This window comes from Oceanisphaera litoralis (assembly GCF_016907015.1).
Lineage (GTDB): Bacteria > Pseudomonadota > Gammaproteobacteria > Enterobacterales > Aeromonadaceae > Oceanimonas > Oceanimonas litoralis.
Map to the genome: position 1 here is coordinate 111461 of NZ_JAFBBE010000007.1, position 24290 is coordinate 135750.

The window sequence follows — 24290 nt, forward strand, 5'->3', positions numbered from 1 at the left end:
GCTGGCAACCGCTTACCCTTCGTTTTCGACCGCTGACCCATTTCCCGCTATACCCGACGCATCACCCTCTTACACTGTCGGCCATCTAATAAGGGAGATGACGTTATGACCTGGTTTTTACTCTGTGTCGGCCTGTTGCTCGGCGGATATTTTATCTACGGCACCTTTGTTGAAAAGATATTCGGCATTAAAAAGGAGCGTCAGACTCCGGCGTTTACCCAGGGCGACGGCGTAGACTTTGTGCCCATGTCCAAGGGCAAGGTCTATCTGATCCAGTTGCTCAACATCGCCGGTGTCGGCCCCATCTTCGGCCCCATTCTCGGTGCCCTTTATGGTCCGGCCGCCATGTTGTGGATTGTGCTGGGCTGTATCTTTGCCGGTGCCGTGCACGATTACTTCTCCGGCATGCTGTCGGTGCGCAACGGTGGCCAGTCGGTCCCCAACCTGGCGGGTAAATACCTGGGCCGGGGCGCCAAAAACTTCATGAACGTCTTTGCCATCGTGCTGCTGCTGCTGGTGGGCGTGGTGTTCATCTCCGCGCCTGCCGGCCTGCTGGCCAAGCTGACCGGTGTCAGCCTCTCGGTATTTGTCGGCGTTATCTTCGTTTACTACCTGCTGGCGACCATAGTGCCGGTCGACAAGATCATCGGTCGTCTCTATCCCTTCTTCGGCGCCCTGCTGATCTTCATGTCGGTCGGCCTGACCCTGGCACTGGTGGTTTCCAGCGAGCACAGCATGCTGCCGGGCTTTGAAGTCGGTGACTTCTTCCAGAACCTGAACCCCAACGACATGCCGCTGTGGCCGGCGCTGTTTATCACCATCGCCTGCGGTGCCGTATCCGGTTTTCATGCCACCCAGTCACCCTTGATGGCCCGCTGTGTAGAGAATGAAAGCAATGGCCGCTTCGTGTTCTACGGTGCCATGATCGGCGAAGGCATCATCGCCCTGATCTGGTGTGCCATCGCACTGTCTTTCTTCGGTGGTGTTGAAGGTCTGAATGCCGGCATGGCCGGTAACCCGGCCAATGTGGTGTACGACGCCTCTACCGGTCTGCTCGGCGCCGTGGGTGGCTTTATGGCGGTATTGGGCGTGATAGTGCTGCCGATTACTTCCGGTGATACCGCCTTCCGTTCGGCCCGTCTGATCCTGGCCGAGTATTTCAATATGCCACAGACTCAGCTGCCCAAGCGCCTGCTGCTGGCCATTCCGCTGTTCATCATCGGCGCCGTGCTGACTCAGGTCGACTTCGGTGTGATCTGGCGCTACTTCGGTGTCGCCAACCAGGCGACCGCCGTGATGATGCTGTGGACCGCTGCCGCCTATCTGCTGCGTCATAACAAGCTGCACTGGATTGCGACCATACCGGCGATGTTCATGACCACTGTGGTGATAAGCTTTCTGCTCAACTCCACCACCTTGGGGGCCGGGTTGCCGATGACGCTCTCTACCGTGGCCGGCATAGTGCTGACCCTGGCGATTACCGCCCTGGTCATCACCAAAACCAAGGGCAAGGATGTCGAGGATGTCGAGCTGCAGGCGGAAAAAGCCTAAGCCCTCGCTACTCGCAACCAGCAAAAAGCCGGTCATCAAGACCGGCTTTTTTTATTGCGTCATGCTGCTGAGCCTGGTTTTTCCACACGATACGAGCAATACCGCGCGCCCATGTGCCGCTTTCTGCCATCGCAGGCTGCGCGTGCTCAATACATTCCCCTTGGCCTGCTCTCTACATATATTGAATACTGTACACCATGCAGACCAAGGGAAGCCGCGCCATGACCGAGACCCATACCGAACTGGTTGAATTTATTCAGGCCCACCCGCGCCTGCTGGTGCTGACCGGTGCCGGCATCAGCACCGACTCGGGCATTCCCGACTACCGGGATCGGCAGGGCCAGTGGAAGCGCCGGCAGCCGGTGCAGCATCCGGACTTTATGGGCTGCGAGCACACCCGCCAACGCTACTGGGGCCGCAGCCTGGTGGGCTGGCCTGTGATGCGTGACGCCCGGCCCAATCCGGCGCACAGCGCCCTGGTGCAACTGGAGCGGCTGGGCCATATCGAGCTGCTGGTCACCCAGAATGTGGACGGCCTGCACCAGCGCGCCGGCAGTGAAAAAGTGGTGGATTTGCATGGCCGTTCCGACCAGGTGGTGTGCATGAGCTGCCACTATCGCGGCAGCCGCGACCATACCCATGCACGCAGCGCCGCGCTGAACCCGGATTTCACTCATTACACCGCCGCCACGGCGCCGGATGGGGATGCGGATCTGGAGATGGATTTCAGCCGCTTTCGCATTCCGGAGTGTGACCAGTGCGGCGGCATTCTCAAGCCGGATGTGGTGTTCTTTGGCGACAACGTACCCAAACAGCGGGTGGTGGAGGCGCTGGATGCGCTTGAGAATGCCGACGGTCTGCTGGTGATCGGCTCGTCCCTGATGGTCTACTCGGGCTTTCGTTTCTGCCGCTATGCCCAGCAATGGAACAAGCCCATCGCCGCCCTCACCCTGGGTAAAACCCGGGCCGATGAGCTGCTCGGCCTCAAGCTGAATGCCCCCATCACGCCGCTGCTGCAGGCGACGCTCAGCGGGCTTGCTGGTGCTCAGCCCGCCAGCAAGCCGTAAGCCAGGCGGGTGGCCGGCACCTCCATGCCCAGTTGCTCGGCCCGGCGCCGCTGATGGCGTCCAGCTCCAGCTCCCGGCCCTTTTCCCTGTCCACCAGCATCGAGGTCTTGATGGCGTCGAACTGGCGCATCAGCTCGAACATGGCGTCCACGTCGGCCTGACCCAGGCTCACCCCATCGGCCTCGGCCACGGCGGCGGTTTCCGCCATCATCTGGTAGACGCTGCGCCCCAGCAGCGGGTGATGGGTGAGGCTGCGGGTATCCAGCCCGGACAGCGCCGACAGCGGATTAACGCCGTTGTTGATAATCAGCTTGCGCCACAGCTCGCGGCGAATATCGCCCACCACCTGGGTCGGCACGCCCGCCCCCTCAAAACACTGCTGCAGTTGCGCCAGCCACGCGGCCTGTTCGGGCCGGCGCTGGGGCCAGGCGCCCATGATCACCTGGCCCGGACCCTCGGCCTGCACCAGGCCGGGGGCGATCAGGTGGCCGCCAATGCGCACCGCCAGTCCGCCCAAGGTGCGCGCCTCGCCCACCACGGCGCTGATATGCGGTTCGTTGTCCACGCCATTTTGCAGCGACAGCACCGGCACGCGGCCGCCCCCCAGCCAGCCGCTCAACTGCGCCATCACACCTTCGGTGGCCTGGGATTTCAGCGCCAGTATGATGAGATCAAAGTCGTCGGCAGCCTGGCGCTGCATGACGCCGTCCAGGCTCAGGGCCTGCACCGGCTGCTGGAAGCAAAAGGCCTCGTGCTCCACCCGCAGCCCCTGCTGCTGCATGGCGGCCAGGTGCTCACCGCGGGCCACCAGCACCACCTGATGGCCCGCCTGCTGCAAGCGGGCGCCGTAATAACCGCCGATGCCGCCGGCCCCGATCATCAGAAATTTCATGCCTCTTCTCCCGTTTGCAGGGTCACCTCGTAGCCGGTGAATTTGCGCAGGTTGATCACCCCGGTGTCGAGCATCAGGTACTGGCCCTTGATGCCGAGCAGGGTGCCCGATACCACCGGATGCTTGTCGAAGTTGTGGCTGGCGATTTTGGTCGGGTATTCCAGCACCGGATAGTTCAGCTCGACCACCGCCTCGTCCAGCACGGTGACCGCGTCTTCGCCGTATTTCAGCAGTAAATCACCGATCTTGTCCTGTATTTCCGGCAGCAGCCGTGCGGCTTCGGCCTTCAGATCCCTGTCGGCTTCGCCGCCTTTCAGCATGGCGCGCCAGTTGGTCTTGTCCGCCACCATCTCGGCCAGCGCCACTTCCACCAGGCCGGAGATCTGACGGGTGGCCACCCGCAGAATCGGCAGTGCCTGGGTGGCGCCCTGATCGATCCAGCGGGTCGGCACCTGGGTATGGCGGGTAATACCGACCTTGAGGCCCGAGGTATTCGCCAGATAGACGATATGCCCCACCATGCAATGAGTGTCGCCCCACTCGGGCTCGCGGCAGGTGCCTTCAAAATAGTGACAGGTCTCCGGCTTCATCACGCACATGTCACAGCGGGCCAGCTTCTTCATGCAGGGGAAGCAGTGTCCCTGGGAGTAGCTCTTGCTGGTTTTGCGGCCGCAGGCATCGCAGTAAATGTTGCCGGTGTGGGTCAGGGTCAGCGTCTGGCCCAGCAGGGGGTTGAGATCGATACGATGCTCGCCCAGCGCCAGCTGGTAGAAGACGGGGGCCGCCAGGGTGGCGGGCATTTTAATCAGGGTGCCGGTGATATTGCTCATGCTGCTTGATGATCGGTAGTGAGTTTGCCGTTACTGTAACAGCCACCGCCAACCGGCGCACCCGTCGGACGACCTTTTGGCAACCCGGCCCGACCGCGGCCATACTCGAGATGTCCCCCCTTCAAGGAGACCGCCATCATGTCTGAGCGGCATTATCCCCGCCTCACCCATATTGCCCTGCATGTGCGGGACATAGCAGCGTGTATCGGTTTCTACCGCGACTTCTGCGGCATGATCGAAACCCATCGGCGAGACAAGCCAACGCAAAGCATCGTCTGGCTCGCCGAACCCGGCCGCGAGCGGGACTTCATCTTCGTACTGATGAATGGCGGCGAGGATCTGCAACTGTCCGACCACGATTACCGCCACTTCGGCTTTGCCCTGCCCAGCCGGGCGGCGGTGGACGAGATCGCCCGCCGGGCCGAAGCCGCCGGTTGTCTGCTGTGGCCGCCCCGGGACGAGCCTTTTCCCGTGGGCTATTACTGCGGCGTGAAAGACCCCAACGGCAACCAGGTGGAGTTCAGCTTTGGTCAGCCCCTGGGTCCGGACGCGACCTGAGCGCCGGCTCGGTGCTGGCGTCCGGCTCAATAAAGTCCACCACCCCCTCGGGGGTGATCTGCTGCACACACACCGGCTCGCCCTGCTCGTTAAAGCGCACATAACCGATGCCGGCCCGGTTGAGCAGCCGCTCGCCCCTGGCGGCGCCCACCGGCGAATGGGGGGTAATGCGCAGCCGGCGCCGGCGGGTCAGCCAGTTCAGCGGCGAGCGGGGGGCATACAACCAGCGATTGAGGCGGTCGAGCACGTCCAGCAGCCGGCGCGGAAACTCGTTCTTGATGCCGCTGCTGGTGATCTGCCAGATATGGGGCTCGCCGCCCCTATGCCGTAGCTTGATGTCGTACATAAAGGAATAATGCACGTCGCCGGAGAGGATCACATAGTTGGCCGGGGTGCGGGCGTGGCGAAAGATATTGAGGATCACATTGGCGGTGCCCTGGTGGGCCATCCAGTTTTCCGCGTCCACCAGCAGCGGCTTGCCCAGCCAGGTAAAGATTTTCTGGATCACCTCGATAAGCTTGACCCCGAACACCGGCGTCGGCGACACCACCACGGCGGCGTCCTGATGCAGCATTTCCCCCTGCAACTCAATCAGCGCCTCCCAGTCCATCAGCCCGGAAGGCCGGCTGAAGTTGGACTCGGAGCGCCAGCGCCGGGTGCGGGTGTCGAGCACCAGCAGCCGGGGCTGGGTGTCGAGCTGATATTGCCAGCCGTCAAAGGCCAGCAGGCAGTCGATCAGCCGATCCTGATGTACGCCGGTAGGATCCTCGCTCCAGGCCTGCAGCCGTTCCAGGGGATCGCCGGCAAAGGCGTCGGGATCATTGCCCCAGCCCTGGCAGATCAGGTAGCCCACCAGGGCGTTACCGATGATCCGTTTGGAAAAAGGATGGCCATAGGCGCTTTCTTCCCAGGCGGCGGTGAGGTTCCAGTCGTCGGTGACGTCATGATCATCAAAGATCATCAGGCTGGGCAGGTTGGCCAGCAACCGGCGCACCGCCGGCAGCCCGTCCACAAAGGCCGCCAGCCGCTCCCGCTCAACCTGATAACGCACGGCCAGTTTGCCATCGAGCGCCGGCCGATCCGTGGGCAGCAGCCGCCAGGGCACCGGCGACCACACCAGCAAATACATGGCCAGCACCTCGGCCAGGGTGATCAGATGGTTGTCGGCGCTGCTGGTGGTAAAAATGGGCTTGCGCACGCCCTCAAAAAAACGCTTTTGCAGCGGCACGTTGGCCCGGGTGTCGGGCAGCAACCGGTGGCGCCGGTAGTAGTTGAGCGGGCTGGCAAACAGCTCGTCGCTGTCGGCCACCAGGGCCCCTTCCAGCCGCTCGGGGTACAGCCCCAGCACCTCGATCAACTGGTGAATGGCGGTGAGCATGGGACCGGCCACGTCGTCGGCGTAGATCTGATCGCCGCTCATCATCAGCAGCGCCGGCCGCTGCGCCGGCTGGCGGTGGCGTTCGGCCAGCCAGCCGTCCGCCGCCACCAGGCCGTCGGGAGAAGCGTGGTGGGGCTTGCGACAGGAGCCGTGCAGCAGGCTGTCGAGCCGCTCCCGGATCACCAGCGCCGGCAGGGCTTCGCCGTCGTAACACAGGTCTGCGCCCCAGTCGGCCATGCCGTGCCAATCCTGCTCGCCGGGCCGGTGCCACTGCAGATCGTAGGGCACATGGGTGTCGGTGGGCAGGGCCTCGTCCAGCTTCAGGTCGAGCAGCTGAATAAAGCACGACACTCCCACCTGCAGTTGCCGGTGGCCATCGCCGGAAAATGGCAGGGGAGTGCGCTCGGGCAGGCACAGCCGGAAGGTCAGCGGCTCGCGACTGGCCAGCCAGAACACCAGCCGTTCACGGTTGGCACGGCGCAACAGGGGGCCGGCGAGAATGGTGGAATCCATGAAAAATCCAATGGTTAAATCAACGTCACATCATAACCACTGCCGCCCGGGCTTGAAAGCCGGCGCTCCCCGGCCAGGACGGAGACTGCCGCAGCACACCGGCCTCCGCCATTCTGCTCTGGTCAGCCCCTGCTCCCTTCTTTACACTGGCTGTCCGTTTCTTTCGGATCCTTGCCAACATGCGCGAAAAACTCGAGCAACGCTCCTTTCTGTTTACCCTGCTGCTGGTCAGCCTGCTGTTCGGCCTGGTGCTCAAGCCGTTCTGGGGCGCCATTTTCTGGGCCTGTGCCATCAGCGTGATCTTCTACCCGCTGCAGCACCGCATACTGACGCACATTGGCGCCAAGCCCAACCGGGCGGCCCTGCTGACCCTGCTGATCTGCGTGGTGATCGTGGTGCTGCCGGTGCTGTTTATTGCCACCTCCTTTATTCAGGAGGGGGTGGCGCTGTATCAGCGCATCGACAAGGGGGAAATCAACCCGGCCAGGCTGCTGGAGCAGACCCGCACCGCCTTTCCGCTGCTGCCCGACCTGCTGGCCTATCTCGGCATCGATCTGGAGAGTGTGCGCCAGAAGCTTGCGGAAGCGGCGGTGGCCGCCAGCAAGCTGCTGGCCGAAAAGGCACTCACCGCCGGCCAGAGCACCTTTACCTTTGTGGTGGATGTGGCGCTGATGCTGTATCTGGCCTTTTTTTTGCTGCGCGACGGCCACCAGCTTATTGAGCTGCTGGTGCGGGCCCTGCCCCTGGGAGACGAGCGCGAGCGCAAGCTGTTCGCCAAGTTCTCGGAAGTCACCCGGGCCACGGTCAAGGGCAATATTCTGGTGGCCATGGTCCAGGGCGCCCTGGGCGGCTTTATTTTCTGGGCACTGGCCATTCCCGGCCCGCTGCTGTGGGGAGTGGTGATGGCCTTTCTGTCGCTGATCCCGGCCATTGGTGCGGCCCTGGTATGGCTGCCGGTGGCCATCTATCTGTTCGCCACCGGCGAATGGCTGTCGGGCGCCGTGCTGGTGGCCTTTGGCGCCCTGGTGATCGGCCTGGCCGACAACGTGCTGCGGCCGCTGCTGGTGGGCCGCGACACCAAGCTGCCCGACTACCTGGTGCTGTTCTCCACCCTGGGAGGCATCAGCCTGATGGGGGTCAACGGCTTTGTGATTGGCCCGCTGGTAGCGGCGCTGTTCCTGGTGTTCTGGGATATCTTTATGCGGGAGTTTAACGGCCGGTAAAAAAAGGCCCGCATTCATGGAATGCGGGCCTGTGCCATGCAGCGGGCTGACACTCAGTCCAGCGCAATGGTCAGCTGAACCGACTCGTCGAAGTAGACCTCGTCACAGTTGTTGCCCGGGCCACTGCGATCCACCACCAGAAACTCGTCGTGGTCACGCAGCACCATCAGCGGATGGTGCCATACGCCTCTGTGGTAATTCACGCCCTGGCGACCGCTGGCGCGGAAAACACGCACGGTAGACGGGTCTATGTTCATGCTGCCGTCACCCACCGGCGCCACCACCACCAGGTAGTCGTGACCGAACAGCGGCATAAATACCTGAGATCCAAACGGGTGACGCTCCAGCATTTTGAGCTGCAGCGGGTAGTCCAGCATCTCGGTGCGGAAAATACTGATAATGCCCTGACCCTGTTCGTCCAGCTGCACATCGGCCAGCTGGTGATAACGGCGGGTAGAGCCGTTGTTGATCATGAAATAATCACGACCTTCGGATTCAATCACATCGCCAAAGGGAGCAAAGGCTTCCTTGGTGAGCGGCTCGATCTTGAGCGTGTTGAGCATTGCTGCCTCCTGAAGGAAAAGGAAAGAAGGCGGAGCCTGGCGGCTCCGTCGGCCCGATTACATGTCGCTCAGACGGAACAGGGCGATCTTGTTGATCTCGTTCACGGCGCGATCAAACTCGGTGTCGTAGTCGTTGTGAATGCGCGCTTCAAACGCCGCCAGGATCTGGTGACGGTTGGAGCCTTTGACCGCCATGATAAAGGGGAAAGCGAACTTTTCTTTATAGGCGTTGTTCAGGGCGGTGAAGCGCGCAAATTCGTCGGCGGTGCACTGGTCGATACCGGCGCCGGCCTGCTCCTTGGTGGAGGCCTGGGTCAGCTCGCCCCGCTGGGCGGCCTTGCCGGCCAGATCCGGGTGCGCATTGATCAGATCGAGTTGCGCCTGCCGATCGGCATTCAGCAGCACGGCGCTCATGCGGGCGTGCAGTTGTTCGATCTCGTTGTCGGCAGCGGTCAGGCCCTGGTCAAAGGTCTGCTCGGCCACCCAGGGAGAATGCTCGTAGATGTCGGCAAAGGTATCGACGAATTCATCGCGGTCCAGGGTGCTGGGCTGACAGGTCTTGAACAGGCTCATGACTCATTTCCTTGATAGGGGTGATGTTCGTACCAGTGCCTGGCAATGTCGATGCGACGGGTGAACCACACCTGGTCGTGGCTGCGCGCATACTTGATGAAGCGCTCCAGACCCGCCATGCGGCCGGGACGACCCAGCAGACGGCAGTGCATGCCGATAGACAGCATCTTGGGGGCCTCGGCGCCTTCTTCATACAAGACGTCGAAGGCATCTTTCAGATACTGGTAGAACTCTTCACCGGTGTTGTAGCCACCCTGGCCAAAGCGCATGTCGTTGGTGTCCATCACATAGGGGATCACCAGGTGGCCCTTGCCCTTGTTGTCTACCCAGTAAGGCAGGTCGTCGGCGTAGGAGTCGGAGTCATACAGGAAACCGCCCTCTTCCATCACCAGCTTGCGGGTGTTGGGGCTGTCGCGGCCGGTATACCAGCCCAGCGGGCGCTCGCCACACACGCGTTCGAAGATGTCCAGCGCCTTGTGCAGGTGCTCGCGTTCTTCTTCTTCGCCCATGAACTGGTAGCTGATCCACTTGTAGGCGTGGGAGCAGATCTCGTGACCTTCGTCCATAAACGCCCTGGCGATGTCCGGGTAGCGCTCGATGGCGGTGGCCACGGCAAAGACGGTCAGCGGGATATCGTAGCGCTTGAACAGGCGCAGCAGGCGCCATACGCCGGCACGACTGCCATACTCGTAGATGGATTCCATGCTCATGTGACGCACGTCGGGCCAGGATACCGCCGCCGGCATTTCGGACAAAAAGGCTTCAGACTCGCCATCACCGTGCAGTACACAACGCTCGCCGCCTTCTTCGTAGTTCAGCACGAAGTTGATGGCAATACGGGCATCCCCAGGCCAGTTGGGGTGAGGCGGGTTGGCGCCATACCCGACGAGATCGCGCGGATAGTCCTTATTTGGGTTCATCGGAAACACTCCTTGAAACGCAGGTTGGGACACCAGCCGAAACAAGCTTACCGGGGCTGGCCAGTCATGATATTGATTGTATTGCATGCAATATAATCAATATCTGTAAATAATATGTTTTATTTTTGTATCATATCTCGCGGAATCTTGCTTTAAACCACTAAAGCAAAGACAATCCCGTCTTGTCAGGATAATGCATGGCGCAGTGGCCCCCGTGACTGTAAACATCATGCTTGATAATGTTAATCAAATACGCACCGCAATGTTAAATTGACATAAAATTAATTCTGTCACCGTACCTTCCCACGCCAACAGGCAAGGATAAATGCGAAGGCAGTACCTTGAATTCACGAAGACGCCTCATACGCGCAAGGTAACCCAACGTGGGAAGAGTAACGACACATATCCTCGACGCCGCCAAGGGCCTGCCCGGTTCCGATATCAAAATCGAACTGTATCGGGTCGAAGGTGAGCACACTACCCTGATCAATACGGTGTACACCAACCGCGATGGCCGTACCGATTCTCCGTTGCTGGAAGGTGAAGACTATGTACCTGGTAAATACCAGCTGGTATTCCACACCGGTGCTTATATGAAACAATCAGGCGTTGAACTGCTCGAGCCGGCCTTTCTGGATGACGTGGTTATCCGTTTCGGCATTGCTGCCGGTCAAGAGCACTATCATGTTCCCCTGCTGATCTCACCCTACAGCTACTCTACCTACCGAGGCAGCTAACGGGTAGAGAACAGCCCCTGTCAATGCCGGCAGATGAAACACAGCCCGGCATTGGCAGTCTGCCACTCTATCTATTCGAGGATTTCCGATCATGGAAAATACCAAACACGAGTCGACCCCGCACCCCATCCCTGCTTCCGGGGGCGTGCTGGACAAGTGGTTCAAGTTAAGTGCCCACGGCACCTCGGTTAAAACCGAACTGGCTGCCGGCCTGACCACTTTTATCACCATGGCTTACATCATCTTTGTCAACCCCAACATCATGGCCGCCTCGGGCATGGATGCCGGCGCCGTCTTCGTGGCGACCTGCATCGGCGCCGCCGTGGCCACCCTGTTCATGGGTCTGTACGCCAACTGGCCGGTCGGTCTGGCACCGGGTATGGGCCTGAATGCCTTCTTCGCCTTCACCGTGGTCGGCGACATGGGTTACAGCTGGGAGATAGCGCTGGGCGCCGTGTTCTGGTCCGGCGTGATTTTCACCGCCATGAGTTTCTGGAAGATTCGTGAATGGGTGCTCGAGGCCATTCCCGAGTCGTTGCGCCATGCCATGACCGCCGGTGTCGGCCTCTTTCTGGGGATGGTCGGCCTCAAGACCGCCGGCATAGTGGTACCCAGCCAGGCCACCATAGTCACCCTGGGTAACCTTACCCAGCCCAGCGCCTGGCTGGCTGCCGTCTGCTTCCTGCTCATCGCCATTCTGGCCTATCGCAAGATCTTCGGCGCCGTTTTGATCGGGGTGCTCGGCGTGACCCTGGCCGGCCTCCTGATGAACATAGTGGAATACAACGGCATCTTCGCCATGCCGCCCAGCCTGGCCCCCACCTTCATGAAACTGGATATCATGGGCGCGCTGGAGGTGGGCATGATCACCGTGATCCTGTCGTTTCTGTTCGTGAACATGTTCGATACCGCCGGCACCCTGATGGGCGTGGCCGAGCGGGCCAAACTGCGTCGGCCGGATGGTTCGATTGAAGGACTGAAAAAATCCCTGAAGGCCGACAGTGCCTCCTCGGTTGTCGGTACCTTCGTCGGCTGCCCGCCGGTCACCAGTTATGTGGAAAGCGCCGCCGGCGTCGCCGCCGGTGGCCGCACCGGCCTGACCGCCATCACCATTGCCGTGCTCTTTCTGCTATCCATGTTCCTGGCCCCGCTGGCCGGCATGATACCGCCCTATGCCACCGCCGGTGCCCTGCTCTACGTGGCCTTTGCCATGATGAGCAGTCTGGCCAGGATAAAATGGGACGATTATACCGAGATGGCCCCCGCCGCCATTACCGCCCTGATGATGCCGCTGACCTTTTCCATCGCCAACGGTATTGCCATGGGCTTTGTCAGCTACGCCGTACTCAAGCTGGCCACCGGCCAGGCGAGCAAGGTCTCGGTCGGCGTCTATGTACTGAGCCTGGTGTTCATCGCCAAGTTCATTTACATGTAAGCACCGAGCTACCGGCACTGAGGGCGGCCATTGCCGCCCTTTTTGCTGTCCGCTCCCCGGTTCACCGACCGCCGCTCACGTGCCCGGCCTGTACGACCTTCTCGGTATTACACCACAGGCGAGGGATGACGCCAGCGGTGATATACTGGAAAGACGTCCCCGGCGCCACAACAGAAGGGAGATCCTGCATGGTAAACCAAGCCCAGGGAAAGCCGGGTATCTGGGCCCGGCTGCTGCCGTTCCTGCAATGGGCACCGCTGGTCAATGCCGCCAGCCTGCGGGCGGACGCTCAGGCCGGGCTGACCAACGCCGTTATTGTACTGCCTCAGGGGGTCGCCTATGCCCTGATCGCCGGCCTGCCACCGGAATACGGGCTTTATGCCGCCATAGTGCCGGCCATTATCGCCGCCCTGTTCGGCTCCTCCTGGCACCTGATCTCCGGCCCCACCGCCGCCATGTCCATCGTGGTGTTCACCTCGGTCAGTCCGTTGGCGGAGCCGGGGTCGGCCGAATTCATCGCCCTGGCGCTGACCCTGACCCTGATGAAGGGGGTCTTTCAACTGGTGATGGCCGCAGCCCGGCTGGGTGTACTGGTCAACTTCGTGTCCCATTCGGTGGTGATCGGCTTTACCGCCGGCGCCGCCGTGGTCATCGCCGCCAGCCAGTTGCAGAACCTGCTGGGGTTGTCGCTGCCGACCGACGGCTCCTTTACCGACAACGGCTGGCAGGTGCTCAGTCATTTGTCCCTGATCGATCCCTACAGCCTGTCGGTGGGGCTGCTGACTCTGGTGAGCTGCATACTGATCAAAAAAATCCTGCCGCGCTGGCCCAATATGCTGATGGCCCTGGCGCTGGCCAGCGGCCTGGCCTTTATTCTCGACCCCGGGCAGCAGCATATTGCCATGGTGGGCGCCATTCCCGCCGGTCTGCCGCCCCTGAGCATGCCCGATCTCGGCTTCGGCAGCATGAGCGCCCTGTCCTCGGGCGCCCTGGCCATCAGCCTGCTCGGGCTGGTCGAAGCCTCCTCCATCTCCCGGGCCATCGCCAGTCGCTCCCACCAGCGACTGGATGACAATCAGGAGTTTATCGGCCAGGGCCTGTCGAACCTGGTCGGCGCCTTCTTCTCCTGCTACGCCTCTTCCGGCTCCTTTACCCGTACCGGCGTTAACTATACCTCCGGCGCCCGCACCCCCATGGCGGCGATTTTTGCCTCCTGCTTTTTGCTGCTCATACTGCAGTTGTTTTCCGGCATCACCGCCTGGCTGCCCATCCCCGCCATGGCCGGTCTGCTGCTGGTGGTGGCCTGGAACCTGATCGACTTTCATCACATCAAACTGATCGTCCGCGCGGCCAAATCCGAAACCACTGTGCTGCTTGTCACCTTTGCCGCCACCTTGCTGGTGGCGCTGGAATTCGCCATTTACGCGGGGGTGATACTGTCGCTGGTGTTTTACCTGAAACGCACCTCGACCCCTCGCATCGTCTCCATACTGCCGGATCCGGATGCCAGGCATCCCTTCTTTATCAGTGCCGAGAATAAACGCCTGCCCTATTGCCCCCAGCTGCGCATCATCCGCATCGAGGGCTCCCTGTTCTTCGGTGCCGTCAACCATGTACAGGAATACCTGCAGAATATTCGCGAGCCCCGCTTGCTGATCGTCGGCAACGGCATGAATTTCGTGGATATTGTCGGGGCCGAAATGCTGCTGCAGGAATCGATGCGGCGGCGGGCCGCCGGGGGCGATCTCTATCTGAGTAATCTCAAGGAAGGGGTGCTGCGTGTTCTCAAACGCAATAACCTGATCGAACGGCTGGGTGAGGATCATATCTTCATCAACAAGGGCCGGGCCATTCACCGTATCTACGCACAGCTGGACCCCGTTGTCTGCAAAACATGCACCGCCAGGATCTTCCAGGAATGTCATGTGGCCCCGCCCGGCGAAAAGCCGCGCGACGACACCATTATCACGCAACAGAAAGCCTGAACGTCACCGAGGGCAGAACCATGACCTGTCTTGTTCACGCGCATCCTGGCCGACTGGTGTCGGTACGCGAGCGGCTCAATATCGACTCCGGCGTGTCCGGGACGTCCATAGAGGACATTTCGCTCCGCGCCCTGCCCTTAGCGATCACCTCGGTGATCGCCCTGTTCATCATCGCCTATATAGCGCAGATCACCCTGTTTCTGCCTCGACTGCTGGGATATTAGCGACGGGTTCACTATGATAGACGGGGCCGACCTTTCTCGGCCCCGTCCTTATATTCACGATGAGGAATATGCGTATGTTGCCGGAAATAAACAAGATCCTCTATTGCACCGACCTGTCCAAGAATGCCTCTTACGCCTTCAAGTACGCCGTTTATCTGGCCAGACAGACCGGGGCCGAGATTCATATTCTGAAGGTGGTCGAAGCGCTGTCCAGCGATGAACGACTGACGCTGCAGTCCTACATTCTCAATCAGAGCAGCCGTGAAGAGTTTCTGCATCAGCGCATCAATCACGCCCGGAACCAGCTGCAACAGCGCCTGGACCATTTCTGGGAGCTGATAGCGCCGGAAGAACAGGCCATGCGCAGCAAAATCATCGGCTGCGAGGTGGTGGAAGGCTACCCCACCCAGACCATCCTCACGCGCGCGAGGGAACTGGACTGCGATCTGATCGTCATGGGCGCCCACGAGAAGGGCTGGTTTCATACCCTGCTCGGCAGCGTGGCCAAGAACGTGCTGCGTGAGACCCGTATTCCCACCCTGATAGTGCCCCGCCCCGAAAAAGTCGCAGCGACCGCACAGGCGACCCAAAAGCACTGATCCTCCGCCTTTGTCGCCGGTCATCATGCCCAACAAGACGAGACCGGCGTCTCGTCTTTTTTCATTGCAGTGATGCGGTTCTCGGTGATGCGATTACGGCGGCGCTAGCGCCTGGTACGGGGCATCAACAGATAATAGAAGAGCCCCCCCAGCCCGGCACCGATCAACCAGCCGTAACCGTTGAGGTTACTCAGCGCCGGCACCAGTACCGTCGAGATGGAAAAAACCGCCGCCAGGGCAAAAGCCAGCAGTGCCTTGCCGTTCCAGCCTTTGTTGTAGTAATAGGCGCCCCTGGGATCCGCCGAGAACAACTGCTCCATATCCAGTTCCTGTCGCTTAATCAGATAGTAATCGACCACTATGATGCCGTAAAACGGCGCCACCACAGAGCCCAGCGCATTGACGAAGCCGGGAATACCGATCTGGCTGATCACCGATACCCAGAAGATACCGACAAAAAAGGCCACTATGGCGGTAAGCAGCCCCCCGATACGGAAGCTGATCACCCGGGGGAACAGGTTGGCCAGATCGTAGGCGGGCGGAATGAAGTTCGCCACCAGATTGATGCCGACGGTGGCGGCAAAGAAGGTCAGCGCCGCAATAATGGTCAGCGGCAGGGAGTCGACCCGTTCGACGATATCGGCCGGATTGGTCAGCGCATCACCGAACAACACCAGGGTACCGGCGGTAATGATCAGCGCAATAAAGGAAAAGAAGGCCACATTCAGGGGCAGACCCACCAGGTTGCCGATTTTCATTTCCCGTTCACTGCGTACGAAGCGGGTGAAGTCACCGAAGTTGATCACCACGGCGGCAAAATAGGCGACCATGGTACCGACGATGGCGGTAAAGGCGGCGATATCGCCCCCTTCGTAGCTGGCGCCACCGCTGAAGATGGTGCCAACCGCCGGGATCAGTTCGTCACCGGCCTCGAACCAGACGATGGCCATCAACACCAGCATCACCCCATAAACCAGCGGCCCTGCCCAGTTGAGGAAAATCTTGATCTTGTCGATACCCTGCCAGAACAGGGCAATCTGGAACACCCAGACCATCACGAAAGCCAGCCAGGCGGTGCCGGACATGCCGAGATAGGTGTCGCCGCTGCCCGGTCCCCACAGGGAAGTCAACATCAGGGTGACGGCGGTCGAGGCAAAGTAGGTCTGTACCCCGTACCAGAAGATACCGATGATGGCCCGCAACATGGCCGGAAAGTTGGCGCCGCGCACCCCCATGCTGGATCGGATAATCACCGGGAAGGGAATGCCGTATTGCACGCTGGGCTTGCCGGTCAGGTTGACCAGCACCATGACGATGCAGCCGGCCAGGATAATGGCCGCCATCACCGCCCAGCCATTCAGGCCGTAGGACAGAAACAGGGAAGCGGCCAGGGTATAGCCGAACAGGCTCTGAATATCGTTTGACCAGACATTGAAGATTTCGAACCAGCCCCAGGTTCTGTCCTTATGCTTGATCGGACACAAATCCTCATTGTATAGCGAGGGATCTCTGTGTTTTATTTCGAGCTTGGAATCATCCATAACGCAGACTCCCTGAAAAAATATGTGGCCAATGGGCCATCACTCAGTATAAGCACGGCATGGGAGTTATCGCGTAGTTAACGAAAAGTTGGCGGAGAAGGTTAACGGAGAAAATTAGCGGAGAAAGTTAACGAGCTGACGGGACAATAACAGCATGGCGAAGCCGCTGCACTGCAGCGCAGCGCAGCAGGTTCAGCGGAACATCATCGGGAGGAAAGCTCAAAAGCAGTGGGGCCTGTTACGGCCCCGCACTCAGGGAGATGAATGACGATGACTCAACGACTGCGGCCGGGCTTTTTTTTCACCACGCCGGAAAATACCACATGCAGATCGGTAGAGGCGGACTCGCTGTCCAGGTTCAGCTTGCCTTCGATATGGTCCAGGTGTTGGACCATCATGGCAACGGCCTTGTCCGGGTCACCGGATTCGATGGCCTTCAGCAGCGCTTCGTGCTCGTTAAAAGAGCAGTGCGCCTGGTGACCCACCTCGTACTGGGCAATAATCAGCGAGGTTTGCGACACCACACTGCGCTGAAAGTTGAGCAGCGGCGTGTTGTTGGCCATATGGGCCAACTCCAGATGAAACTCGCCCGACAGGCGAATGCCCTTGCCCCGGTCACCGCCGGCAAAGGCGTCCTGCTCTTCCTGCACCATGGTGCGGATGCGCTGCAGACTCTCGCGCGTGGCATGCTTCACCGCCAGCTCGATCACCGCCAGCTCCACCACCCGGCGGGCGGCAAAAATCTGGCGGGCTTCCTCCACGCTGGGTGCCGCCACCACGGCGCCACGGTTGGGTCTTATGCTGACCACCTGCTCGTGCGACAGGCGCAGCAGGGCGCGGCGAATAATGGTCCGGCTGACGCCGAAGATTTCGCCCAGGGCTTCTTCGCTGAGCTTGGTGCCCGGCGCCAGCCGCTGTTCGAGAATGGCATCGAAGATATGTTCGTAAACAATATCATCCTGAGTATTTGAGCTCGACTTGACAGGTCTTGGCTCCAGTTGACTGAGTGAACTCATACGTTGGATTTCCAGTTAAGGCTGCATTGTCGGGGTTACTAGACCGCAAAGTTTGCCTGTTAGTTAATTTTTTGTATCTCGTATACAATCTTACTGCCTTTTGCACGATACGACAGCCGCAATAGTCAAGACTGTGACTGAACACAAAAAACACCCAATATGGGCGCTTTTTACTTCGTATCGTTATCAGGCCTTGACCGGATCTTCACCCCGACGGTAACGGCAATCGCCGTAAATGTAGGTTTCGGCGATCACCCTATCATCGCCGAGCATCATCAGCACGAACAGTTGTTCGAACAGATTGTGAGCGTTTTTCATCCGCGTCTGTATCAGCGGCGTGGCATGAAGATCCAGCACCAGGAAATCCGCCTCCTTGCCGACCGCCAGGTTACCTATTCTGTCGTCCAGGCCGAGCGCCCGGGCGCCGCCCAGGGTGGCCAGGTACAGTGCCTTCAGCGGATGCAGCCTGTGTTGCTGTAACTGCTGGATCTTGTAGGCCTCGGCGAGGGTCTGCAGCATGGAAAAGCTGGTGCCGCCGCCCACATCGGTGCCCAGTCCAACCCGGACCTGATGGGCTTCCATCTTCGGCAGACTGAACAGTCCCGAGCCCAGGAACAGATTGGAGGTAGGACAGAAGGAAATCACCGAGTCGGTTTCCCCCAGCCGCTCGCATTCCTCCTGCTCCAGATGCACCGCATGGGCAAAGACCGAACGTGCTCCCAGCAGGCCGAAGTGGTCATACACATCCAGATAACCCTTGCGCTCGGGGAACAGTTCCCTGACCCACTCGATTTCCTGCCTGTTTTCCGACAGGTGGGTCTGCAGATAGACATCCGGATATTCTTGCAGCAGCCGACCGGCCAGGGCCAGCTGTTCGGCGGTACTGGTGGGCGCGAAGCGCGGCGTCACCGCATAGATCTGGCGGCCCCTGTTGTGCCAGCGCTCGATCAGCGCCTTGCTGTCCGCATAGCTCGACTCGGGGGTGTCGAGCAGATAGTCGGGCGCATGGCGGTCCATCATCACCTTGCCGGCGATCATGCGCATGTTGCGTTTGTCCGACTCGCTGAAAAACGCCTCCACCGAGGCCTTGTGCACGGTGCCGAACACCATGGCGGTGGTGGTGCCGTTGCGCAGCAGTTCATCCAGAAAGAAGCTCGCCACCCGGCTGGCATGAGCCGGATCGGCAAACTTGCGCTCTTCCGGAAAGGTGTAGTTGTTCAGCCAGTCGAGCAACTGCTCGCCATAGGAGGCGATCATCTCGGTCTGGGGAAAATGAATATGGGTATCGACAAAGCCGGCGCTAATCAGCTTGTGTTCAAAGCGGATCACCTCGAGGTTCGCCGGCTGACGCGCCAGCACCTGTTCGGCCGGGCCGATATCGCTGATATGGCCGTCGGCCACCACCAGCACACCGTCTTCGTGATAGGCGTAGCTGTCATCCAGCCCGACCAGGGCAGGATCGGCCAGGCTGTGCAGAATGGCGGCGCGATACGCGGTCGCTTGCGTCATGTAAAGGCTGCTCCTTTAAACTTGATATGATGGAGACGACGCCGACACGGTGCCGCCTGCCTGGGTATCCTCAGCGGTACCGGGCGCCGTGACCGGCTGCTGATAGGCGGCAATCAGCTCGCCGGCCACCGACACCGCAATTTCCGCCGGGTGCTTGCCGGCGACCTCGGGCAGGCCGATGGGGCAGACCATCCGCGCCAGCGCCGCCTCATCGAAGCCCCGCTCTTTCAGCTTGTAATCGAACCGCTTGCGCTTGGTACGCGAGCCGATGACGCCGAAATAACGGGCATCCCCCCGCTTGAGAATGCGCGCACACAACTCGAGATCAAGCTGATGGTTGTGAGTCATCACCAGATAGAAGCTGCCGGCGGGCTGAGTGTCGATCTCGGCCACCGGATCCTCGCTCACTACCTTGGTGACAGCGGCGGGCAACACGGTGGGAAATTCCGCCTCCCGTTCGTCTATCCAGGTAATGCGAAACGGCAGCGTCGCCAGTATGTGCACCAATGCCCTGGCCACATGACCGGCGCCGAACAGCGCCAGATGATGGCGGGGCCGCACCACCGGCTCCAGCATGAGGGTAGCCATGCCGCCACAGCACTGGCCCAGACTGGCGCCGAGGCTGAAGCGTTCAATCTTCATCCGTGATTCGCCCTGCAGCAGCATGTCTCGCGCCAGCTGCAGCGCCTTGTATTCCAGATGGCCGCCGCCAATGGTGGCGTAGCAGCCCTGCTCGGTCACCAGCATCTTGGTGCCGCTGTCACGAGGCGTAGAGCCCTTGTGCTCGACCACCGTGACCATGACGCAGGGCTCCCCCTGGCGCTCCAGCTCGGCCAGCACCTGAATCCAGTTGTCCTTGAACATAACTTCACCTCTACTACCAAAGCAGTATCGCCAGTCAGCTTCCTAATCCTGCCTTTCAGGAGATTACTTACAGCAGACAGCAGCTCTGAATCACAGGTCTGTCATCTTGTGATTCCGTCCCCAGAGGCAGCAGGGTTACCTTCAACCGACACGCTGCAAGCACATCCCTGTGTCGCTCGGCAAATGCCATCCATGGCATTTGACGGTCGGCTGAAGGTAATCCCTGCCGCCCCTTCCATACTCGGAGTTGTCTGTTGGCAATGCCCTCTGACAACTCCGTGGCCAAGGGAGGGTAAAGGGTGTCTGCTCCGCCGACCATTGGCGCCATGGATGGCGCCGTCGAGCCTCCATGGATGGATTCACGGCGAGTCGTCGGAGTAGTGTCCTTTGGCCGACTGATGCTATATCCAGAGCTACTTGACCAGTACATCCTCGGTCACGGCTTCATCCTGCTCCACCAGCGCCTGCATCTGCTCCACCGCCCACAGCACCCGCTCCGGCGTGGCCGGTGAGTCCATATGCGGATATTTCCGGTAACCCGCCACGCTCGCCACCGCATCTTTCAGCGCACACCACACCGAGATACCGAGCATGAAGGGCGGCTCGCCCACTGCCTTGGAGTGAAACACCGTGTCTTCCGGATTCTTGCGGTTTTCCACCAACCTGACGCGGAAGTCGAGGGGCGTATCGGCCACCGCCGGTATCTTGTACCCCGCCGGGCCCTTGGTCATCAGCCTGCCCTTGTCGTCCCACACCAGCTCTTCGGTGGTGAGCCAGCCCACGGCCTGAATGAAGGCGCCTTCGACCTGACCCATGTCGATGGCCGGATTCAGCGAGTCGCCCACGTCGTGCAGTATGTCGGCACGCAATATCTTGTATTCGCCGGTCAGGGTATCGATGATCACCTCGGAGCAGGCGGCGCCGTAGGCGAAGTAGTAGAAAGGGCGACCCCGGCCGGTGGCATGATCGTAATAGATCTTGGGGGTGCGATAGAAACCGGTGCTCGACAGGGAAATCTGATGTAAATAGGCCAGCTGCACCAATTCCTGAAACGACAGTATCTGCTCCCGGATCTGCACGACGTTGTTCCTGAATATCACTTCTTCCGGGCTCACCCGGAAGTGCCCCGCCGCCCAGTCAATCAGCCGCCGCTTGATGATCCGGGCCGCATTCTGGGCCGCCTTGCCGTTCAGATCGCTGCCGCTGGAGGCCGCCGTGGGTGAGGTATTGGGTACCTTGTCGGTGTTGGTGGCGGTGATCTGGATACGATCAATATCCACCTGAAACTCTTCCGCCACTATCTGGGCCACCTTGATGTTCACCCCCTGGCCCATCTCGGTGCCGCCGTGGTTGAGGTGGATACTGCCGTCGGTGTAGATGTGCACCAGGGCACCGGCCTGGTTGAGGAAGGTGGCGGTAAAGGAAATACCGAACTTCACCGGCGTGATGGCGATCCCCTTTTTCAGGATCGGGCTTTGAGCGTTGAAGGCCTTGATCGCCTCGCGCCGGCTGGCGTATTCGGAAGACAGCTCCAGCTCCGCCACCAGTTCGTGAAGGATGTTGTGCTCCACCGGCTGGTGATAATGGGTGACGTTGCGCTCGTTCTTGCCGTAGAAGTTTATCTTGCGGATCTCCAGCGGATCCTTGCCAAGCTTCGAGGCGATCTCGTCCATTACATGTTCTATGGTCATCATGCCCTGAGGACCACCGAAACCACGAAAGGCGGTGTTGGACGCCGTGTTGGTCTTGCAGCGATGGCCGATCACGGTCGCCTCGCCCAGATAATAGGCGTTGTCCGAGTGGAACATGGCCCGGTCGACAATCGAGGATGACAGATCCGGGGAATAGCCGCAGTTACCGGCCACGATGATCTCCGCCGCCTCGATGCGGCCGTTATCGTCGAAGCCTATCTTGTACTGGTTGAAGAAGGGATGACGCTTGCCGGTCATCATCATGTCGTCGACCCGCGGCAACCGCATCTTGGCCGGGCGGCCGGTCAGCCGTGCCACCACCGCCGCCATGCAGGCGGGGCCGGCGGCCTGGGTTTCCTTGCCGCCGAAGCCGCCGCCCATGCGGCGCATGTCGATCACGACTTTGTGCATGGGCACGCCCAGCACGCCGGCCACCAGTTTCTGGATCTCGGTCGGATTCTGGCTGGAGGTGAACACCATGATGCCGCCGTCTTCGGTGGGCACCACAGAGCTGACCTGGGTTTCCAGATAGAAATGTTCCTGACCGCCGATATGCAGGCTGCCTTCAATCACATGCCTGGCATGCCTGAGCCCGGCGGCGGAGTCACCGCGCTGCTGCTTGTGACTCTCGGTCACGAACAGCTCCTGTTCCAGCGCCGCTTCCACCGACAGTACCGCCGGCAGATCTTCGTACTCGACGATGGCGGCCATGGCCGCCTTGCGCGCCGTGTCCAGATCTTTCGCCGCCACCGCCAGTATCGGCTGACCAACATACTCGACCTTGCCGTCCGCCAACAAGGGATCGCCGGCCAGAATGGGGCCTATATCCAGCTCGCCCGGCACATCGTCGGCGGTAATGGCGATGGCGACGCCGTCAAACCGGTAACAGGGGGCCACATCCAGTTTGGTGATGCGGGCGTGGGCCCGCTCCGACAGCCGCGCATAGAGATGCAGCTGATTGGGAAATTCCAGCCGATCGTCTATGTATTGCGCTTCACCCGCCACATGCATTGCCGCACTGTCGTGAGGCACCTTCTTGCCCACCCCGGTCTGCAGGCTCTGTTTGACCCGTTCCATCATCTCGTCGCTGGTGAGTGTGTTCGGTTGCGTGTTAGACATAAGACGTCACCCTGGTTTCCGGTGTCAGACTCTGCTGCTCGATGAAAAACTTGTAGAGCAGGTTGCTGGCGGTTTTGCTGCGGTATTCCTTGCTGGCCCGGAAGTCGGACAGCGGCTCGAAATCACCGGTCAGCGCCTTCATCGCCGCCTTGACGGTGGCATGGTTCCAGGGCTGGCCGAGCAGCGCCCGCTCACAGGCCGCAGCACGTTTGGGTACCGCCGCCATGCCGCCGAAGCCGATGCGGGCACCGGTCACGGTGCCGTCTTCAATGGTCAGATTGAAGGCGCCACACACCGCAGAAATATCGTCATCCAGTCGTTTAGACAGTTTGTAGACCCTGAAGTGCTGATTGGCCGTCGGCTTGGGCACGATGATCTGCTCGATGAATTCGCCTGCTTCCAGCGCGGTCAGCTTGTATCCGAGGAAATATTCTTCGATGGGCAGATCGCGCACAGTGTCGCCCTTGCGCAAGACCAAACGGGCGTTCAGGGCCATCAGCACCGGCGGCGCATCGCCGATGGGAGAGGCGTTGCCGATATTACCGCCCAGGGTGCCCTGGTTGCGGATCTGCAGGGAAGCAAAACGGTGCAGCAGCTCACCGAGGTCGGGAAAGACCCGGCTCAGCGCCTCATAGCTGTCGCTCAGGCTGCGGGCGGCGCCAATCACCAACTGGTGTTCATCTTCTTCCAGCTGTTTCATGTCGGCTACCTTGCCCACATAAATCATCTTCGGCAGTTCGCGGTAGAGCTGGGTCACTTCCAGCGCCAGATCGGTACCTCCGGCCAGCAGACGGGCGTCCGGGTGCTGTACCAGCAGCGCCGCCAGCTCATCGCTGGAGACCGGCGAGTAGCATACCTGGCCGTTTCCGTTCAGGGTAATCTGGGTATCGACCTGAATCCGATCGAGCGCGGCCAGTATCTCGGCCTCGTAGCGGGAGAAGTCATCGGCCCGCTGCGGCTGCTCGGCAATGGCCAGGGCTGCATCGACGATGGGACGATAACCGGTGCAGCGACACAGGTTGCCGCCCAGGGCTTCGAGAATATCGTGCCTGTCGGCCGAGGGCGTGTTTTTGCTGAGCGCAAACATCGACATGATAAAGCCGGGCGTACAGAAGCCACACTGGGAGCCGTGAAAGTCCACCATCGCCTGCTGCACCGGGTGCAGACTGCCGTCTTTCGACTTGAGATCTTCCACCGTGATCAGCTGCTTGCCGTGCAGTGCCGAGACGAAGGTCAGGCAGGCGTTCACCGTTTGATAACGGATGTGCTCCCCTTCCCGTTCGCCCAGCACCACGGTGCAGGCGCCGCAGTCGCCGGACGCGCACCCTTCCTTGGTACCGGTCTTGCCCACTCGCGTACGCAGGTAATTGAGCACCGTCATGTTTGGCGAAAGGTCTTGCTCCTCCCGCATCTCCCGGTTAAGCAGAAACTGAATCACGGCTTGCCTCCTTCCGCGAATACACGGCACACATTGCCGACCACCGGTGGTAGTAGTATCTTCA

21 protein-coding genes are annotated in these 24290 nt (G+C 60.5%); 9 read left to right on the forward strand and 12 right to left on the reverse strand.

Going from position 1 to position 24290, the window contains the following annotated elements; translation table 11 throughout:
* Positions 1-105: 105 nt before the first annotated feature.
* Positions 106-1551, forward strand: a complete 1446-nt coding sequence (locus tag HNR62_RS06185; RefSeq protein WP_204795218.1) for a carbon starvation CstA family protein — start codon at positions 106-108, stop codon at positions 1549-1551.
* A 221-nt stretch (positions 1552-1772) separates the two neighbouring features.
* Positions 1773-2618, forward strand: a complete 846-nt coding sequence (locus HNR62_RS06190) for an NAD-dependent protein deacetylase (protein WP_204795219.1) — start codon at positions 1773-1775, stop codon at positions 2616-2618.
* On the opposite strand, the gene HNR62_RS06195 is transcribed toward HNR62_RS06190, so the two are convergent.
* Together HNR62_RS06195 and HNR62_RS06200 are read right to left on the reverse strand one after the other, a co-directional pair.
* Entirely contained in the window at positions 2578-3510 is a 933-nt protein-coding gene (locus HNR62_RS06195) for a ketopantoate reductase family protein (protein ID WP_204795220.1), read from the reverse strand. The two genes, HNR62_RS06190 and HNR62_RS06195, sit on opposite strands and share 41 nt — an antisense overlap.
* Positions 3507-4340 (reverse strand): DUF2797 domain-containing protein, encoded by an 834-nt coding sequence (locus HNR62_RS06200; RefSeq protein ID WP_204795221.1) that lies wholly within the window; start codon positions 4338-4340, stop codon positions 3507-3509. Before HNR62_RS06200 ends, HNR62_RS06195 begins: the two co-directional genes overlap by 4 nt.
* Positions 4341-4478: 138 nt before the next feature.
* On the opposite strand from HNR62_RS06200, the gene HNR62_RS06205 reads away from it, so the two are divergent.
* The gene (locus HNR62_RS06205) at positions 4479-4898 is read left to right on the forward strand and encodes a VOC family protein (RefSeq protein ID WP_204795222.1); all 420 of its coding nucleotides are present in this window, start codon (positions 4479-4481) and stop codon (positions 4896-4898) included.
* Here the strand turns inward: HNR62_RS06205 and HNR62_RS06210 are convergent.
* Positions 4861-6789 carry an alkaline phosphatase D family protein gene (locus tag HNR62_RS06210; RefSeq protein WP_204795223.1) on the reverse strand — a complete coding sequence of 643 codons (1929 nt, stop codon included), beginning with the start codon at positions 6787-6789 and terminating at the stop codon, positions 4861-4863. The two genes, HNR62_RS06205 and HNR62_RS06210, sit on opposite strands and share 38 nt — an antisense overlap.
* 179 nt (positions 6790-6968) lie before the next feature.
* Between HNR62_RS06210 and HNR62_RS06215 the strand changes: the two genes are divergently transcribed.
* Positions 6969-8012 (forward strand): AI-2E family transporter, encoded by a 1044-nt coding sequence (locus HNR62_RS06215; protein ID WP_204795224.1) that lies wholly within the window; start codon positions 6969-6971, stop codon positions 8010-8012.
* Between the two features lie 53 nt (positions 8013-8065).
* On the opposite strand, the gene HNR62_RS06220 is transcribed toward HNR62_RS06215, so the two are convergent.
* Genes HNR62_RS06220 through puuE form a run of 3 tightly spaced genes read right to left on the reverse strand, consistent with a single transcriptional unit; the run spans position 8066 to position 10068 of the window.
* On the reverse strand, positions 8066-8575 hold the full coding sequence (locus HNR62_RS06220) for an ureidoglycolate lyase (RefSeq protein WP_204795225.1): 510 nt from the start codon (positions 8573-8575) through the stop codon (positions 8066-8068).
* Between the two features lie 57 nt (positions 8576-8632).
* On the reverse strand, positions 8633-9148 hold the full coding sequence (gene uraD, locus HNR62_RS06225; RefSeq protein WP_204795226.1) for a 2-oxo-4-hydroxy-4-carboxy-5-ureidoimidazoline decarboxylase: 516 nt from the start codon (positions 9146-9148) through the stop codon (positions 8633-8635).
* The gene (gene puuE, locus HNR62_RS06230; RefSeq protein WP_204795227.1) at positions 9145-10068 is read right to left on the reverse strand and encodes an allantoinase PuuE; all 924 of its coding nucleotides are present in this window, start codon (positions 10066-10068) and stop codon (positions 9145-9147) included. The genes uraD and puuE overlap by 4 nt, the downstream gene beginning before the upstream one ends.
* A 383-nt stretch (positions 10069-10451) precedes the next feature.
* On the opposite strand from puuE, the gene uraH reads away from it, so the two are divergent.
* The 5 genes from uraH (at position 10452) to HNR62_RS06255 (ending at position 15048) form a co-directional block, all read left to right on the forward strand.
* A complete protein-coding gene (uraH, locus tag HNR62_RS06235) occupies positions 10452-10805 on the forward strand; it encodes a hydroxyisourate hydrolase (RefSeq protein WP_204795228.1) in 354 nt (117 codons plus the stop codon).
* Positions 10806-10896: 91 nt separating this feature from the next.
* Positions 10897-12240 carry an NCS2 family permease gene (locus HNR62_RS06240; protein ID WP_204795229.1) on the forward strand — a complete coding sequence of 448 codons (1344 nt, stop codon included), beginning with the start codon at positions 10897-10899 and terminating at the stop codon, positions 12238-12240.
* 188 nt (positions 12241-12428) lie between these two features.
* Positions 12429-14225 (forward strand): SulP family inorganic anion transporter, encoded by a 1797-nt coding sequence (locus HNR62_RS06245; RefSeq protein ID WP_204795230.1) that lies wholly within the window; start codon positions 12429-12431, stop codon positions 14223-14225.
* Positions 14226-14245: 20 nt separating this feature from the next.
* Entirely contained in the window at positions 14246-14449 is a 204-nt protein-coding gene (locus HNR62_RS06250) for a hypothetical protein (protein ID WP_204795231.1), read from the forward strand.
* 74 nt (positions 14450-14523) lie between these two features.
* Complete coding sequence (locus HNR62_RS06255; RefSeq protein WP_204795232.1) at positions 14524-15048, forward strand: universal stress protein; 525 nt, start codon at positions 14524-14526, stop codon at positions 15046-15048.
* A gap of 104 nt (positions 15049-15152) precedes the next feature.
* On the opposite strand, the gene HNR62_RS06260 is transcribed toward HNR62_RS06255, so the two are convergent.
* From HNR62_RS06260 to xdhA, 6 genes are all read right to left on the reverse strand, one after another.
* Positions 15153-16589 carry an NCS1 family nucleobase:cation symporter-1 gene (locus HNR62_RS06260; RefSeq protein WP_204795233.1) on the reverse strand — a complete coding sequence of 479 codons (1437 nt, stop codon included), beginning with the start codon at positions 16587-16589 and terminating at the stop codon, positions 15153-15155.
* A 275-nt stretch (positions 16590-16864) separates the two neighbouring features.
* Complete coding sequence (locus tag HNR62_RS06265) at positions 16865-17605, reverse strand: GntR family transcriptional regulator (protein WP_204795234.1); 741 nt, start codon at positions 17603-17605, stop codon at positions 16865-16867.
* Positions 17606-17791: 186 nt separating this feature from the next.
* The gene (guaD, locus tag HNR62_RS06270; RefSeq protein WP_204795235.1) at positions 17792-19114 is read right to left on the reverse strand and encodes a guanine deaminase; all 1323 of its coding nucleotides are present in this window, start codon (positions 19112-19114) and stop codon (positions 17792-17794) included.
* A gap of 15 nt (positions 19115-19129) precedes the next feature.
* A complete protein-coding gene (gene xdhC, locus HNR62_RS06275; RefSeq protein WP_204795236.1) occupies positions 19130-19978 on the reverse strand; it encodes a xanthine dehydrogenase accessory protein XdhC in 849 nt (282 codons plus the stop codon).
* Positions 19979-20391: 413 nt separating this feature from the next.
* On the reverse strand, positions 20392-22788 hold the full coding sequence (gene xdhB / locus HNR62_RS06280) for a xanthine dehydrogenase molybdopterin binding subunit (protein WP_204795237.1): 2397 nt from the start codon (positions 22786-22788) through the stop codon (positions 20392-20394).
* A complete protein-coding gene (gene xdhA, locus HNR62_RS06285; RefSeq protein WP_204795238.1) occupies positions 22781-24226 on the reverse strand; it encodes a xanthine dehydrogenase small subunit in 1446 nt (481 codons plus the stop codon). The genes xdhB and xdhA overlap by 8 nt, the downstream gene beginning before the upstream one ends.
* Positions 24227-24290 lie beyond the last annotated feature (64 nt).